Raw genomic sequence first — 15,827 nt, forward strand, 5'->3', positions numbered from 1 at the left:
AAAAAATAATAAATAATGTCAGACAACAAAGTAATATTGAATTACGACGGTAATTCATATGAATATCCTATCGTGGATAGTACTATCGGAGACAGAGGGATTGATATTTCAAAATTAAGAGACCAGACAGGTTTAATCACTCTGGATTTAGGTTACAAAAATACAGGAGCTACTATTAGCGACATCACTTACTTAGACGGAGATAAAGGGGAGCTATTCTACAGAGGTTATCCAATCGAGCAGATTGCTGAGAAATCTAACTTCACAGAAGTAATGTACCTTTTATTACATGGAGAATTACCTACTCAGGATCAATTTACTTCTTTCGACACCAATATTAAAAAATATAACTTCATCGCAGATGAGATGAAAAAGATCATTGATGTTTTTCCTCGTTCTGCTCACCCTATGGGAGTTTTATCTTCTATGACTTCTGCATTGACAGCTTTTAACCCTAAAGCCGTTAACGTAAACTCTAAAGAAGAAATGGATCACGCTGCTGAGCTGATGATCGCTAAATTCTCTCACCTTTGTGCTTGGACATACAGAAAAACTCAAGGTTTACCATTAAACCACGGTGATAACAATCTAAGCTATGTAGAAAACTTCTACAAAATGGCATTCAGATTACCAAACGCTGATTTCGAAATCGATCCGGTAGTAGTCAATGCATTAGATAAATTATTAATCCTTCACGCTGACCACGAGCAAAACTGTTCTACTTCTACAGTAAGAATGGTAGGTTCTGCACACACTGGTCTTTTCGCTTCTATCTCTGCTGGAGTATCTGCACTTTGGGGACCTCTTCACGGTGGTGCTAACCAGGCAGTAATCGAAATGCTTGAGCTTATCGAGAAAGACGGTGGTGATGTATCCAAATATGTGGCTAAAGCTAAAGATAAAAATGATAACTTCCGTCTAATGGGATTCGGACACAGAGTTTACAAAAACTTCGACCCAAGAGCGAAAATCATTAAAAAAGCAGCTGACGATATCCTTACTGCACTGGGAATTCAGGATAAAGCTCTGGACATTGCCATGCAGTTAGAAAGAGTAGCTCTTGAGGATGAGTACTTCATCGAAAGAAAACTATATCCAAACGTAGACTTCTACTCAGGTATTATCTACAGAGCATTAGGAATTCCTACAGAAATGTTTACAGTAATGTTTGCATTAGGAAGACTTCCGGGATGGATTTCCCAATGGAAAGAGATGAGACTGAAAGGAGACCCAATCGGAAGACCAAGACAGGTTTACCAAGGAGCTCAGGAAAGAAACTACATCGATATTGCAAGCAGATAATCTTTCATTTTATCATATTAAAATCCCAAAGCGTGCTTTGGGATTTTTATTTTTTCAGGATCAGAAGCTATTTCCCGCTATCCACTCATACTCCTCACTCCAATACCTTATCACCCCCATATCCTCCGGCTTTCCAGCTTATGTTGCGGGGTAACCGTTACTATCGGGGCTAAGAGTATAGAGGTGAGTAATAGGTAATGAATAATAAGTGATAAATAATCAATACAACTATTCTCATTATGACCCTTAGTCTTTGTCTATATTATATCTTTTCCGGCCCAAGGATATAAATAATGTTTTATCCATAACGTTTATCATTCAATAGAAACGGGCTTTAGCCTGTTAATAAATAGAAAAAAATCCACTGGCTTTAGCCAAAACCTAAAAAATATTTATCTATTTGAATTTCAATTCAATAATTTATTAAATTTACTTGTGCAGAATATAGGTTTTTGACTAAAGCTAAATGAATTAAAACGAACTTAAAGTTTATTTCTATGGGTGGCTTTGTAACCTATTTCTGTAAAAAAATAAAAATTAGTAAATCATGACCTTTGGACAACAGATGTTATTTTTCTTCAGTGCAGTAGGAGCCTTCAATGGGCTTTTGCTTGGAATTTACCTGTTGTTTGTCAAAAAGCTGAAATATCTTCCGGATTTTTTCCTGGGGCTTCTGCTGTTGATGCTAAGTCTAAGAGTTGGAATTTCAGTAGGTATCTATTTCTATCCGGACTTACCGAGGATTATTCCACATTTGGGACTGTCAGCATTGTTCTTTACAGGTCCTGCCTTATTGTATTACATTAAATCTTCCTTTCAGCAGGAAGACTTTGATTTGAGAAGCTGCCGGCGGTTTTTTGGAATATTAACCCTTATTTTAGGAGCTGTCGGATTACTGTATTTATTTTTTCCGGTTACATGGGATCATTATTTTGGAACTTTTATTTATACAGCCTGGTCAGTATTTGTATTTCTGGCCATATACCAGTATTATATATTGTCAAAGCAGAATAGTAAAACTGCCAACAAATTTGTTCTTCCGGTACTGATCAGTAATGTGATTATCTTTTTGACATATCAGCTGATCTCTACAGGTTGGGTGGCGATCTATTGTGCAGGAGGAAGCCTGGTGTTTTCATTTGTATTGTATGCTAATTTTCTCATCTTATTTAACAAAAACCATCAACAGGTTTCTACCAAAGAACTTAATAAGTATTCTAATAAGAAAATCTCTGAAGAACGGGCAGACAGTTTTGTTTCAAAGCTGGAACGATTGATGAATTCAGAAGAACTGTATAAAAATCCAAATCTGAAATTAAGTGATCTCGCTTCCAGAATGAATATGTCTGCTCATCAGCTCTCCCAGTTGCTGAATGACAATCTGGGAAAAAGCTTTTCCACATATATCAATGAATACAGAATTGGTGAAGCCTGTGAAAAAATTGAAAATGGGTCCTGTTTAAAGATTGAAGAGATAGGATATGAAGTGGGATTCAATTCCAAGTCTACATTTTTCTCTACATTTAAGAGATTTAAAAATACTACGCCTCTTTTGTATAAGCAATTGCAAACTCCTTCTGATTCTAAGTTTCAGAGTTCAAATTTATAATTTCGTACTGCGGAATTTAAACTTCAAAACCCTATTCTTACTGTAAGCCAATACTTTTGATTCATAAAATTTAAAATTTATGAATATCAAATTATGGGTGCTTCTGTTGCTTTTGTTTCTGTCAACTTCTGGAAAAGCTCAGGATGTTTTAAAAGGAAAGGCTTCAGATTCTCTTATTCAGATAAAATCTGCAACGACAAATATTTCAGAAGTGATTATCCAATCTGCTTCACGAAATCTAAAGTTAAATAATGGAAATATAGTGATGGCTGTTTCCGGTAATAAAGATTTTAAAACATCAACAAACCTTCTTGAAGTCCTTAGGAAAACTCCGGGAGTTTCGGTAGATCAGGAAAACGGAATTTTTATTGGGGGAAGACTAACCCCCGCAATATTTATTGACGGAAAGCCTGTAGTGATGAGTAACCAGGAATTACAGGCGTACCTACGGTCACTGTCACCAGAAATGGTAGAATCAATAGAAGTCAATTCCAATCCTTCTTCAAAATATGATGCTGAATTCAAGGGTATCATTGATATTAAATTAAAAAAGAATACCAATCTTGGCTGGAATGGAAGCTATAATGGAAATCTTTATGTCAATAAATTCAGTTTCCGGGAGAATTCTCTGAATTTAACTTATAATACAGAAAAGATTGCTTATAATTTGCAAGCAGGATACACTGACGGAATCTCAAGATATCGTTATCAGGCATTGCAGCGGCTGGCCAATACGAACATTATGCGAACCAATACCGATCAGGAAGATACAGGAACAGTCTATAGCATTCAAGCCGGCGCAGATTTCAGGCTGAATGATAAGAACCGGGCAAGTGTAAATCTAAGAGGGAATTTCCGGGAAAATGACCGTATCCGTTCAGGATCTTTATATACCACTGACAAAAGTGAAACGAAACTTGTTTCTCATACCGAAAGTGAAAATCCAATCGCTTATTCCCAGGATAATTACGGGATAACAGCCAGTTATTCTTTTCAAAATAAAGGCTTTAAAATTGACCTTTTGGGTAATTATCTCTCCGTTAAGAACAAACAGCAGGACGATTTTATCAATAGAAATAAAGGCTCATCAGAATTATTATCCTATTGGAAATCTGATCTTTTTAATAAAATTGGTATTTACACGGGCCAAATTGATGCTTCCCAAAAGATTGGAAACGCAGATATAGAAGCAGGAATTAAATACAGTCAGTCCGATACCAATAACAATATCAGGTATGATACCTTATCAGTAGCCGGACAGTTTACATTTGACCCGGCAAGAAGCAATATATTTTCGTATAAAGAGAAAATATGGGCTGGTTATTTGGCTTACAGACAAAAATTTGGAAAGCTTCAGATCAATGCAGGAATAAGGTTTGAAAACACAAACAGTATTTCTAATGCTGTTACGGTAGATTCTATCGTCTCAAGAAATTATTTGGAATGGCTGCCTTCTTTCAGTGCAAGCTATACCATTGATGCCTCTAATGAGCTGTCTTTTTCTTACAGCAGGAAAATAACCAGACCTGTTTTTTCACAGCTTAATCCCTTCCGGTTTTATTTCAGCCCGTTGAATTACTGGATAGGAAATCCTTATCTGTTACCTTCTTTTACCAGCCAGATCAAGGCTACTTACCGACACAAAAACTGGATCACAAGTTTTACCATTGGAAAAGAAAAAGATGTAATGACAAGATATCCGCTGTATAATCCGGAAACCAATGTACTGGAATACTTGGGAACCAATCTTCCTTACCGGAAATTTGCCGCTCTGGAAACCAGTTTTCCCGTTAAAATTAATAAGTGGTGGAGTGTAACAAGCCAGTTTGCAGGATACTATAACTATGAATTCAGGCCCTATCTTGACGAGGTTTTTGCATTGAAGATCTATAATTATGAAATCAGACTGAACCAGGTTTTTACTCTGCCTAAAGGATATACCATTACTCTTTTTGCGAATTATGAATCCAAAACCGGTAACAGCCTTTACATCATAAAACCACGTTACACAGTAGATCTTTCAGTCCAAAAATTTTGGCTGGATAACAAACTGAACACCAAAATTGGTTATAATAATATTCTTGATTCTTATGATCAACGCCTGGAATTCCGGCATAAACAGATTATGGATAATCGTTTTACCCATTGGTGGGATAGCAGCCGCTTCTTTCTCTCATTGAGTTATAATTTTGGAAGCTCAAAATACCAGAATAATGAAATTCAGAAGACAGAAGAAGAGAATAGGGCAAGATAAAAGAAAACCTGCTTGAAAAAGCAGGTTCTTAATTTATTATGGACATTGGCATCTGTCGCACGTCCATATAAAGCATACTCCATTTTCGTCCCATTCGCAGCATCTTCTGCCAGTTGAGATAGGAGCTCCTCCCATAAGGGATTTTTGTTGCTCTCTTCCTAATTTTTGTGCATTTTTCAGCACTGGATTGTTCTTGTTCATGATTTTGTTGTTTTGATGTTAAGTAGTTAAGTTTTAATTATAATTTCGCGAAAATTATATCACTAAGGTATGAAGATATTCTATGATTATACTATTTTTTTTCATTCTTATGTAGATGAAATATAGCAGGTTGTAGATCATATGTGATGAGAGATTTTGATTTTATTCCCGGATATCGGGTAAAATAGTAAGAAGGAAGTGAAAATTCCTGATGGAGTTATTGTATTAATAAATTCAAAATTGCCGGATAAAATAATGCAAAAGTTTTGCAGGTAGAGTCCTTTACTTATATTTGTAGTATTGCATAAATCTTTATGAGACTAAACATTAAAAACGAAACGGGAAGGCTGAAGTCAGTAGTTCTAGGCCAGCCTAATTCTTTGGGACCCGTTCCCACATTAGAAGAAAGTTATGACGCCAAGTCATATTACTCAATCGAACACAATATCTATCCTAAAGAGGTGGATATTATCAATGAAATGAACGCTTTTGAAGCGGTATTGAAGAAGTATGATGTTGAAGTACTTCGCCCTAGCATTATCGAAGACTATAATCAGGTTTTTTCACGGGATGTAGCCTTTGTTATTGATGATAAAATGATTATTTCCAATGTGATTGCTGACAGAGCAGATGAGCAGGAAGCATACAAAAGCGTTTTTGAAAAAGTAGCCTGGAGAAAAATTATCAACCTTCCGGAAACAGCACATATTGAAGGCGGAGATGTAATTGTATGGAATGATTTTCTTTTTATAGGAACTTGCTTCAGCGAAGATTACAGAAATTATAAAACGGCAAGAACGAATGAATATGCCATAGAAATTTTAAAAGAATATTTTCCCAAGAAAAGAATCATTGATCTTGAATTGAAGAAAAATGATAAAATTCCATTTGAAGGAATTCTGCATTTGGACTGTACCTTTAACCCGATTGGAGAAGACAAATGTATCATCTATAAAAACGGATTCGTAGACGAAAGCGATTATCGCTTAATTATTGATATTTTTGGAGAAGAGAACTGTTTCCATATCAATGACGAAGAGATGTTTGAAATGTTCCCGAATATTTTCTCTATTTCGCCCGAAATTGTAGTTTCCGATAAAGCTTTTACCAGAATGAATAACCATTTGAGAAACGAATGGGGAATGATAGTAGAAGAAATACCTTACCGAGAAATCTCTAAAATGGGTGGTTTATTGAGATGCTCTACAATGCCCCTTGTGAGAGAATAATTGAGTTGTAGGGTAGTAGAGTTTAAAAGTGTGAGAGAATTTTTAATCTTTCAATCTTTTAATTTTTAAATTAAAAAATATGCAGACAACAGATACCGTATTAATGATAGAGCCGATAGCATTCGGTTATAACGCAGAAACTGCGAAAAACAACTATTTTCAAATTGAACAGACAGGGGTTGATATCCAGTCAAAGGCTTTGGCTGAGTTCAATACTTTTGTCGGAAAACTGAGAAATAAAGGAATCAATGTGATTTCCATAAAAGATACATTGGATCCTCATACCCCGGATTCTATATTCCCTAATAACTGGGTGAGCTTCCATAAGGATGGAAAAGTGGTTTTATATCCGATGTTCGCATCCAACAGAAGAGTGGAAAGAAGAGAAGATATTATTGAAAGCATCAAGGATCAGGGATTCGATGTTGCTGAAATTGATGACTGGTCATTTTCTGAAACTCAGGGACATTTTCTGGAGGGAACAGGAAGTATGATTTTCGATCATGATAACAAGATTGCTTATGGATCTGTCTCTCTAAGGCTGGATGAGCAGCTATTCAGAGATTTCTGTGCAAAATATGGTTTCACACCGATTGTTTTTCATTCTTATCAAACAGTAGGTACAGAAAGGCTTCCCATTTATCACACCAATGTAATGATGTGTGTGGCAGATAAGTTTGTGGTAATCTGTCTCGATTGTATTGATGATGAGCTGGAAAGAGAAAAAGTAATTGAAACCATCAAAAACTCCGGAAAAGAGATTGTTGAAATTTCTGAAGAACAAATGCAGCAGTTTGCAGGAAATATGCTTCAGGTTCAAAATAAAAATGGAGAAAAGTTCCTGGTAATGAGCCAGACAGCATATCAGTCTTTACATCCTGAGCAGGTAGCAGCCATTGAAAAGTATTGTGAAATTATCTATTCCGATCTTAATACCATTGAAGTAAATGGTGGTGGAAGTGCGAGATGTATGCTTGCTGAAGTTTTTCTGCCAAAAAAATAATATATTTACGAAAAAAATTAATTGAAACCATTATCAAGTAAAGGTTTACATATTCTTCTGACTTTGGAAACAGAGTCAGAAGATTTGTTAATAGACAGCAAGGGTTTTCTGGAATTTACGGAAAGTATCCTGGCCACTAAAGATGTGGAAATTGTAGGAATTACCAACCATATTTTTGACAATCAGAGCTTCACGGCTGCAGTATGTCTCAAGGAGTCCCATCTTTGTATTCATACCTGGCCGGAATTTAAACAGCTTACTTTTGACGTTTTTCTTTGTAACTATACTCAGGACAATACTTCAAAGGTAGAGCAGATTGCAGATGAGGTAATTCAGTATTTTAAAGCTAATACCATTCAAAAACACAAAATTAACAGATAAAAATGCATTATGTCTGCCCTGCATGTGATTCAGAAAATAAATTAGATCTTACGTTTCCTGTCAAAGAATACGTTTGTCAAACCTGTTCTCATCTCATTGACCTAACTACTAATAAATCTTCAAAACACCTGAATGTTCCTACAGAAAATGTAGTGTTGGACGTTGGGAAAAAAGGGAAAATTGAAAATGTAGAGTACACAGTCGTGGCTATTATAGTCAGAAAATATGGAGCCAATATTTTTTGGCGTGAATATTATCTGAAAAACAATAAAGGAGAAGGTGCTTTCCTGAGTGAAAGTGATGGCCATTGGGTATTTCTTACCCCCATGCATCCTAATGATTTTAAGAGTAAAAATTCTAAACTGGCCACATACGCCGGTAAAAACTATCGTTGGTACGAAACTTCTCAATGCAGTATTCATGCAGCAACAGGTTTTTTTGAAGATAAACTTGATTTCACCCTGGCTACTTACAAAGAATATGTAAATGGGACTCATATGATTTCTCAGGAGAATTCAGGAAGGGAAACAAACTATTTTTACGGAACTCATATTTCAAAGCATACTATTAAACGGGCCTTTACGCTTTCCCATATGCCGAACTCTTCAGGCATTGGAATCGTTCAGCCCTATTATGTGAATATGAAGGAAGCTGTTAATATCTTTTGCGTAGCGGGGCTTTTAATATGCCTGTTCCAGTTGTATGTGTATACTTCCAGAACCAATGAGACGGTTATAGAGCAGACGGTTAATTTTTCAGATGTACGGGATAAAGAGCTTATCAGTAAAAGCTTTACCCTTTCAGGAGGCTCAGCACCCCTAAAGGTAAATGTTTTCTCGAATGTTGATAACTCGTGGGCAAATGTTCAGTTGAGCCTTGTCAATGAAAATACCAATGAAGCGGTGTATACCTCGAAGGATATAGAACAGTATCATGGCTATGAAGATGGTGAAAGCTGGTCTGAAGGAAGCCAGTCTGAAGAATTCAACCTTTGTGGAGTAGGAGCAGGGAAATATCATTTTGTAATTTCAGCAGAAAATGAAGGATCTTACCCTGTATTAACCAATTTCCAATCACCGGATTCAAAGGTGACAATCTCTCGCGATAAAATGGGAAATATAGGGGTTACAGACAATTTTAAAGGACTTTCTACAACTTTTACAGATGGAAAAACGCTGGATAAAGATTCATCGGAAACAGCAAAGCTGATGAGAGAATCTTTTGGAACACAGAAACTGGATTCTTTAATTACTGCTGAAGCCATCAGGTCTTCCGCCGGCCTATCTTCAGATAATTCTTCTGTTCAGATCAAAGCGACATGGCTTCCCGTTTCATTCTGGAATTTTACATTTATATTAGTCATCATGATTATTCTTTACGTGCTCATGCGTGTTGGAAGGTATTATTTTAATTTTAATAAGTGGAAAAATAGTTCAAACTCACCTTACCAAGCATGATTACAAATATTTTTAACTATATAAGAGAAAATTGGCTCCTTTCGCTGGTAGGAGGGCTTTTCCTGAGTTGGTTTGTATACCTTACTTATCAGGGAAATCAGGTTTGTGACTGCCAGAAAACAGAAACTTACCGTGACGGAACTACCAGAACCCATTCTACCGGAAGAGGATTTTACAGATATTATCACAAATAAATTATAAACTATGGACAACTTCAATGTATTACCCATAATCAATTCGGTTCTCTATTCATTTTTAGGAATCGCTATTTTACTGGTGTGCTATTTCATTATAGAAAAACTGACCCCTGAAAAAACATGGCATGAGATCTCTCAGAATAAAAATATCGCTTTGGCCATTGTATTCGGAGCATTTATCATAGGAATTTCAATGATTATAAGCGCCGCAATTCATGGATAAAAAGAGAATCTCTCTTGAATTACTCTTGCTGTTTTCTGTATTTGTCATCGCTACCTGCGGACTGATTTACGAATTGGTTGCCGGAGCTTTGGCAAGTTATCTTTTGGGAGATTCTGTTAAACAGTTTTCTTTCATTATTGGAGTCTACCTTTTTTCAATGGGAGTAGGTTCCTATCTTGCGAAATTTGTGAAAGGAAATCTCATCGATAAATTCATTGAGATTGAAATTTTGGTGGGAATCATTGGCGGAATAAGCTCTGTTGTATTGTTTGTTCTCTTTAATACATTAGCTCATTTTGAAAGTGTTTTATATCTTTTTGTCTTTTTTACAGGATGCTTAGTGGGGGTGGAAATTCCATTGCTCATGAATATTTTAAAAGACAGGGTTAAATTTAAAGATTTAGTTTCAAACGTTTTTGCTTTCGACTATATTGGTGCCTTATTGGCCTCGATCCTTTTTCCTTTAGTCTTAATTCCGAAGTTGGGAATTGTAAAAACGCCTTTGTTTTTTGGAATGATTAATATTTCTATCGCCATATTTTTATGCTTTTATCTTAAAAAAGAATTATCAAAACCGATTTCTTTAAGGATAAAATCAATAGCAGCATTTGCTTTGTTGGTAGGCCTTTTCATTTTTTCAGATACTATTTTATCCTATTCTGAAGAGAAGTTATATGGTGAAAATGTGGTCTACACCAAAAGTTCACCTTACCAGAGAATTGTTTTAACAAGAAATAATCATGAATTTCGGTTATACTTAAATAATAACTTACAGTTTTCTTCCACAGATGAGTACCGTTATCATGAAGCGCTTGTGCATCCCGCGATGTCTATGGCGAAAAATATTGAGAATATTCTGGTGCTGGGAGGAGGCGATGGTTTTGCAGTCCGTGAAATACTGAAATATAAAGAAGTAAAAAAAATTAGTCTTGTAGATCTTGATGGAGAGATGACCCATTTCTTCAAAACCAATGAAACCATGCGCGGGCTGAATCAAAGTTCCCTATCCAATCCTAAGGTGGAAGTGATTAATAAAGACGCTTATATATGGGTAAAAGAGAACAAAAAGAAGTTTGATGTTGTGATTATCGATTTTCCTGATCCATCCAATTACAGCCTGGGAAAGCTGTATTCCTTACAGTTTTATAAAGAACTTGAAAGATTGACAAAGCCGGAGACTAAAATTGTAGTGCAGACAACATCACCCTATTTTGCTCCCAAATCTTTCTGGTGTATAGAGAAAACAATGAATCAGATATTCCCTTTTACTGCTGCTTACCATACCTATGTTCCCTCATTTGGAGAGTGGGGATTTTCAATGGCTTCCTATGAACCGGTAAACAACAGGATTTTCAGAAAGCTTCCCAATTTAAAATATTATGATTACAATTTTTCACAGTTATCCTACTTTAATAAGGATATGAAGGTGAAAGAGGTAGAAGTTAACCGTCTGGATAACCAGATTTTAGTTCGTTATTTCGATGAAGAGTGGGGGAAAGTTCAGTAGGAAGGATTTTCTTACAACAGTATTGCTGGGCAGTTTGATGCTTCCTTTTCTACAGTATTGTGGAAAGAAAGTGAAGGCTGTGCTTCTTCATATTACCGGGACCAATCATATTTTGGGACATAAGTTGTGGGCAAAAGATTTTCCACAATTTTCCGAAGTTATCCACACAAAATACCTTATTGTGGGTAGTGGGATCTCCGGACTTTCAGCCTGCCGATTTTTCAGCCAGAATAACGAGAACGATTATCTTATTTTGGAAATGGAGAATCATTTAGGGGGTAATTCCTCCAACGGAAAGAATAAATTTTCCAAATTCCCTTTGGGAGCCCATTATCTACCTTTACCCAATAAAGAAAATATTGAAATCATTGATTTCCTGGAGGAATGTAAAATATATCTGGGTACAGACGAGCACGGTGAGCCTGTTCTTGATGAGTACCAGATGACTTTTCCACAGCAGGAGAGATTGTTTTTCAAAAACTCATGGCAGAATGATATTGTCCCGCAAAAAGGAATCTCAGTGGATACCCAGAAAGAACTTGACCGTTTTTTCAAAATGATGGATGCATTCCGTTTGAAGAAAGATGCTCTTGGAAAGTATTGGTTTGCCATTCCTGTTCAGGATTCCAGCAGGGAAGATGAGGTGTTAAGGCTGGAAAAAATGTTGTTTAAAGATTGGTTGAAGGAACATCATTTTCAGTCGGAAGAACTTGTATGGTTACTGGACTATTCATGCAAAGATGATTATGGTTTAGGGATTGAGTTTGTTTCTGCATGGGCCGGGATTCATTATTTTGCAGGCAGAAAAAATAACTGGAGCCAAAAATACAAAGATCAGGTTTTCACCTGGCCGGAAGGAAATGCCAGACTGGTACAGCATTTTTCCAAATATACCAAAGGGAAATTATTACCTAAAAATTTAGTTTTTGATATTAAAATTGGTAATTCCGTTGAAGTATTGAGCTTTGATAATACAGAGAAGAAAACCAAAAAGATCATTGCTGAAAAGGTTTTATGTGCAGTGCCTCAATTTGTAAACGAGAGAATTTTCAATCATAAAAAAGCATCATCATTTAACTATGTTCCCTGGTTACTCACTACCATTACATTGAAAAATGAATTTGGAGGTGATGAAGAACTGGCGTGGGATAATGTGATCTACAGGTCAGCCGGCTTGGGTTATATTTATGATCAGCATCAGAATGTTAATCAGATTATGGGTGAAAAGGTGATTACCTATTACAAAAGCTTCTCTACCAATGACTGCAGAAAAGCCAGGAGGAAACTGTATGCAATGAAAGAAGACGAGCTTAAATCTTCTGTACTGGAAGATTTAAAGAAAGCCCATCCGCTGATAGAAGACTTTATTCTGGATATGGAGTTTCATAAAATAGGACATGCCATGATTGCCCCTGTTCCCAGCCAGATCTTTGGGGAGGCTGCCCAGGCAGCAAAAGAACCTATAGACGGCAAAGTTTTCTTTGCACACTCTGATCTTTCCGGAATATCTATTTTTGAAGAAGCGTTTTATCAGGGACGAAGAGCTGCCGGGCAAATGATATGAAATCGCTTTTGACTGATAAAACCTCAGGACAAATGACAATGCTGAGACTATAAATGACTATTTAAAAACAAATTAATATCCACATGAAACAGCCCTGGATACATAATGCAAAAACAGACTGGTGGCTTATTTTGTCCCCACCATTCCTTATTCTGCTGATCATCTTCCTTTTTCAAAAGCAGATTCAGGAACTCGAAAGCAGTTATTCTTTCTATACCTGGCTCTTCCTTATTGTTTTTGTGGATGTTGCCCATGTTTATTCCACCTTATTCAAAACTTACCTGGTAAAAGGCCGGGTTCAAAAAAGAAAGCTGCTGTATTTGGGAATTCCGATGCTAAGCTGGTTGCTGGGGATTACCTTATTTCAGTTTGGCAATCTGACGTTTTGGTCGGTGTTAGCATTGGTGGCTGTTTTTCACTTTATCCGTCAGCAGTATGGTTTTATGAGGATTTATGCCCGCTTTGAACCCGGTAATTGGAGTAAAAGAATAGATGAGGTTGCAGTATATGCTGCCACCATTTATCCAATGCTGTATTGGTTTAAAACACCACGTGCCTTCACTTGGTTTGTCAGCAATGAATTCGATTGGTTCAAAAGGCTCCCGGATTATACTGGTCTTATAACCGTTTTATATGTTGGTATCCTTACAATATGGATTTCAAAGACTGTTTTTGTTGCGGTGAAAAATAGAAAACTGAACATTCCCAAAATATCGCTTATTACCGGAACCTATCTTTCATGGTATTTTGGAATCGTCTATTTTAATGATGACCTTATTTTTACTTTTCTAAATGTTATTTCCCATGGAATCCCTTATATCGCATTGATCTATATCCGTGAAATCAAACAGAAAGATGATGAGCAGTTGAATAGATTGCTGATCTTTAAATCTGTAACAGGAATTTTTTTATTTGCAGGAGTACTTTTGGCTTTCGCTTTCTTTGAAGAGCTTTTGTGGGAAACGTTGGTCTGGAATGAACACTTCTCCCTGAACTTTACAATATCAGAGAATATCCTTCCATTTTTGATCCCACTGCTGGCAGTACCACAGCTTACCCACTATCTTTTGGATGGGTTTATTTGGAGAAAACCAAAAAAAGTTAACTAAATTTGCTTGTAAGGCAAAAAATATAAAGATGCGGCACTACTTATTATCATTGGCTATTTTCCTGGGAATATGGGCTGGAGGTCAGCAGAAAACATTCTGTAACCCTATTAATATTGATTATGGTTATACCCCTTTTGAAGCTTTTTCAAAACAGGGAAAACACCGGGCTACCGCTGATCCGGTAATTGTCAATTTTAAGAATAAGTTATTTCTTTTTTCTACCAATCAGGAAGGATACTGGTACAGTGATGATATGCTGGATTGGAAGTTTGTAAAAAGAAAATTCCTCAGAGACAACAAATATATTCATGATCTGAATGCTCCGGCAGTCTGGGCTATGAAAGACACACTCTACGTCTATGGTTCTACATGGGAGCAGGACTTTCCCATCTGGAAAAGTACAAACCCTACCCAGGATGACTGGAAAATTGCAGTAGATACTTTAAAAGTGGGCGCATGGGATCCTGCGTTTCATTATGATGAAGATAAAAATAAGCTTTATCTGTATTGGGGATCAAGTAATGAATGGCCGCTGTTGGGAACAGAAGTAAAAGTTAAAAATCTTCAGTCTGAAGGTTTTGTAAAGCCGATTATTAAATTAAAACCTGAAGACCATGGATGGGAACGTTTCGGGGAATACAATGACAATGTTTTTCTTCAGCCTTTTGTAGAAGGAGCATGGATGACAAAGCATAATGGGAAATATTATATGCAGTATGGTGCTCCGGCTACAGAATTCAGCGGATATTCAGATGGGGTATATGTCAGTAAAAATCCTTTGGAAGGGTTCGAATACCAGCAGCATAATCCGTTTTCCTATAAGCCGGGAGGTTTTGCAAGAGGAGCAGGCCATGGCGCTACTTTTGAAGATAATTACAAAAACTGGTGGCATATTTCGACCATTTTTATTTCCACTAAAAATAATTTTGAAAGAAGACTCGGAATCTGGCCGGCCGGTTTTGATAAAGATGATGTAATGTATTGTAATACGGCCTATGGAGATTATCCTACTTACCTTCCCCAATATGCCCAGGGTAAAGATTTCACCAAGGGCCTTTTTGCAGGATGGATGCTGTTGAATTATAATAAACCTGTTCAGGTTTCATCCACTTTAGGCGGTTATCAGCCCAATTACGCAGTAGACGAAGATATTAAGACCTACTGGAGTGCGAAAACAGGAAATTCCGGCGAATGGTTTCAAACCGATCTTGGTGAAGTTTCTACAATTAATGCAATCCAGGTTAACTATGCAGATCAGGATGCTGAATTTTTGGGGAAAACTTCAGGAAAAATGCACCAGTATAAAATCTATGGCTCTAATGATGGGAGAAAGTGGAAAGTAATTGTTGATAAAAGTAAAAATACGAAAGATGTTCCCCACGATTATATTGAATTGGAAAAACCGGCACAGGCACGATTCCTTAAAATGGAGAATCTTAAAATGCCTACCGGAAAATTTGCATTAAGTGGCTTCAGGGTATTTGGAAAAGGAGCAGGAGAAAAGCCTAAAAAAGTAGAAGGTTTCGTGCCTTTAAGAGCCGATCCGAAGAAATATGGTGAAAGAAGGAGCATCTGGATGAAATGGCAGCAAAACCCGGAAGCAGACGGCTATGTGATCTATTGGGGAAAATCTCCTGACAAGCTCTATGGAAATATTATGGTGTATGGGAAAAATGAATATTTCTTTACAGGAGCTGATAGAACGGATGCCTATTTTTTTCAGATTGAAGCTTTTAATGCCAACGGGGTTTCTGAAAAAACAGAGATTGTAAAATCTGAATAATTAAAACA

Annotated in this window: 13 protein-coding genes; all 13 read left to right on the forward strand. The window is 36.6% G+C overall.

Annotated elements, in window-relative coordinates; genetic code table 11:
- Nucleotides 1-15: 15 nt before the first annotated feature.
- The 13 genes from MP477_RS16550 to MP477_RS16610 all read left to right on the forward strand — a co-directional run bounded on the left by MP477_RS16550 (nt 16) and on the right by MP477_RS16610 (nt 15,819).
- Nucleotides 16-1,302, forward strand: a complete 1,287-nt coding sequence (locus MP477_RS16550) for a citrate synthase (RefSeq protein ID WP_230034123.1) — start codon at nt 16-18, stop codon at nt 1,300-1,302.
- 547 nt (nt 1,303-1,849) lie between these two features.
- Nucleotides 1,850-2,911, forward strand: a complete 1,062-nt coding sequence (locus MP477_RS16555) for an AraC family transcriptional regulator (protein ID WP_257191234.1) — start codon at nt 1,850-1,852, stop codon at nt 2,909-2,911.
- 79 nt (nt 2,912-2,990) lie between these two features.
- The gene (locus MP477_RS16560; RefSeq protein WP_257191235.1) at nt 2,991-5,165 is read left to right on the forward strand and encodes an outer membrane beta-barrel protein; all 2,175 of its coding nucleotides are present in this window, start codon (nt 2,991-2,993) and stop codon (nt 5,163-5,165) included.
- Nucleotides 5,166-5,680: 515 nt separating this feature from the next.
- The gene (locus MP477_RS16565) at nt 5,681-6,595 is read left to right on the forward strand and encodes a dimethylarginine dimethylaminohydrolase family protein (RefSeq protein WP_257191236.1); all 915 of its coding nucleotides are present in this window, start codon (nt 5,681-5,683) and stop codon (nt 6,593-6,595) included.
- A 79-nt stretch (nt 6,596-6,674) separates the two neighbouring features.
- Complete coding sequence (ctlX, locus tag MP477_RS16570; RefSeq protein ID WP_257191237.1) at nt 6,675-7,598, forward strand: citrulline utilization hydrolase CtlX; 924 nt, start codon at nt 6,675-6,677, stop codon at nt 7,596-7,598.
- A gap of 21 nt (nt 7,599-7,619) precedes the next feature.
- The gene (locus MP477_RS16575; RefSeq protein ID WP_230034133.1) at nt 7,620-7,979 is read left to right on the forward strand and encodes an S-adenosylmethionine decarboxylase family protein; all 360 of its coding nucleotides are present in this window, start codon (nt 7,620-7,622) and stop codon (nt 7,977-7,979) included.
- A 2-nt stretch (nt 7,980-7,981) separates the two neighbouring features.
- Nucleotides 7,982-9,436, forward strand: a complete 1,455-nt coding sequence (locus MP477_RS16580; RefSeq protein ID WP_257191238.1) for a DUF4178 domain-containing protein — start codon at nt 7,982-7,984, stop codon at nt 9,434-9,436.
- Complete coding sequence (locus tag MP477_RS16585) at nt 9,433-9,630, forward strand: hypothetical protein (protein WP_047491515.1); 198 nt, start codon at nt 9,433-9,435, stop codon at nt 9,628-9,630. The genes MP477_RS16580 and MP477_RS16585 overlap by 4 nt, the downstream gene beginning before the upstream one ends.
- Nucleotides 9,631-9,640: 10 nt before the next feature.
- Nucleotides 9,641-9,856, forward strand: a complete 216-nt coding sequence (locus MP477_RS16590; RefSeq protein ID WP_230034139.1) for a DUF350 domain-containing protein — start codon at nt 9,641-9,643, stop codon at nt 9,854-9,856.
- Nucleotides 9,849-11,363, forward strand: coding sequence for a polyamine aminopropyltransferase (locus tag MP477_RS16595; RefSeq protein WP_257191239.1), 1,515 nt, complete (start codon nt 9,849-9,851; stop codon nt 11,361-11,363). The genes MP477_RS16590 and MP477_RS16595 overlap by 8 nt, the downstream gene beginning before the upstream one ends.
- Nucleotides 11,338-12,927 carry an NAD(P)/FAD-dependent oxidoreductase gene (locus MP477_RS16600; RefSeq protein WP_257191240.1) on the forward strand — a complete coding sequence of 530 codons (1,590 nt, stop codon included), beginning with the start codon at nt 11,338-11,340 and terminating at the stop codon, nt 12,925-12,927. Before MP477_RS16595 ends, MP477_RS16600 begins: the two co-directional genes overlap by 26 nt.
- An 83-nt stretch (nt 12,928-13,010) precedes the next feature.
- Complete coding sequence (locus MP477_RS16605) at nt 13,011-14,036, forward strand: hypothetical protein (protein ID WP_257191241.1); 1,026 nt, start codon at nt 13,011-13,013, stop codon at nt 14,034-14,036.
- Between the two features lie 28 nt (nt 14,037-14,064).
- On the forward strand, nt 14,065-15,819 hold the full coding sequence (locus MP477_RS16610; RefSeq protein WP_257191242.1) for a discoidin domain-containing protein: 1,755 nt from the start codon (nt 14,065-14,067) through the stop codon (nt 15,817-15,819).
- The last annotated feature ends 8 nt before the right edge of the window (nt 15,820-15,827 follow it).

It is taken from the genome of Chryseobacterium sp. WG23, assembly GCF_024586575.1.
Classification (GTDB): Bacteria; Bacteroidota; Bacteroidia; order Flavobacteriales; family Weeksellaceae; genus Chryseobacterium.

What these genes read in the sequence shown, in the direction of transcription:
- MP477_RS16550 (WP_230034123.1), top strand. Translation starts at nt 16, where the DNA reads ATGTCAGACAACAAAGTAATATTGAATTACGACGGTAATTCATATGAA.
- MP477_RS16555 (WP_257191234.1), top strand. Translation starts at nt 1,850, where the DNA reads ATGACCTTTGGACAACAGATGTTATTTTTCTTCAGTGCAGTAGGAGCC.
- MP477_RS16560 (WP_257191235.1), top strand. Translation starts at nt 2,991, where the DNA reads ATGAATATCAAATTATGGGTGCTTCTGTTGCTTTTGTTTCTGTCAACT.
- MP477_RS16565 (WP_257191236.1), top strand. Translation starts at nt 5,681, where the DNA reads ATGAGACTAAACATTAAAAACGAAACGGGAAGGCTGAAGTCAGTAGTT.
- ctlX (WP_257191237.1), top strand. Translation starts at nt 6,675, where the DNA reads ATGCAGACAACAGATACCGTATTAATGATAGAGCCGATAGCATTCGGT.
- MP477_RS16580 (WP_257191238.1), top strand. Translation starts at nt 7,982, where the DNA reads ATGCATTATGTCTGCCCTGCATGTGATTCAGAAAATAAATTAGATCTT.
- MP477_RS16585 (WP_047491515.1), top strand. Translation starts at nt 9,433, where the DNA reads ATGATTACAAATATTTTTAACTATATAAGAGAAAATTGGCTCCTTTCG.
- MP477_RS16590 (WP_230034139.1), top strand. Translation starts at nt 9,641, where the DNA reads ATGGACAACTTCAATGTATTACCCATAATCAATTCGGTTCTCTATTCA.
- MP477_RS16595 (WP_257191239.1), top strand. Translation starts at nt 9,849, where the DNA reads ATGGATAAAAAGAGAATCTCTCTTGAATTACTCTTGCTGTTTTCTGTA.
- MP477_RS16600 (WP_257191240.1), top strand. Translation starts at nt 11,338, where the DNA reads ATGAAGAGTGGGGGAAAGTTCAGTAGGAAGGATTTTCTTACAACAGTA.
- MP477_RS16605 (WP_257191241.1), top strand. Translation starts at nt 13,011, where the DNA reads ATGAAACAGCCCTGGATACATAATGCAAAAACAGACTGGTGGCTTATT.
- MP477_RS16610 (WP_257191242.1), top strand. Translation starts at nt 14,065, where the DNA reads ATGCGGCACTACTTATTATCATTGGCTATTTTCCTGGGAATATGGGCT.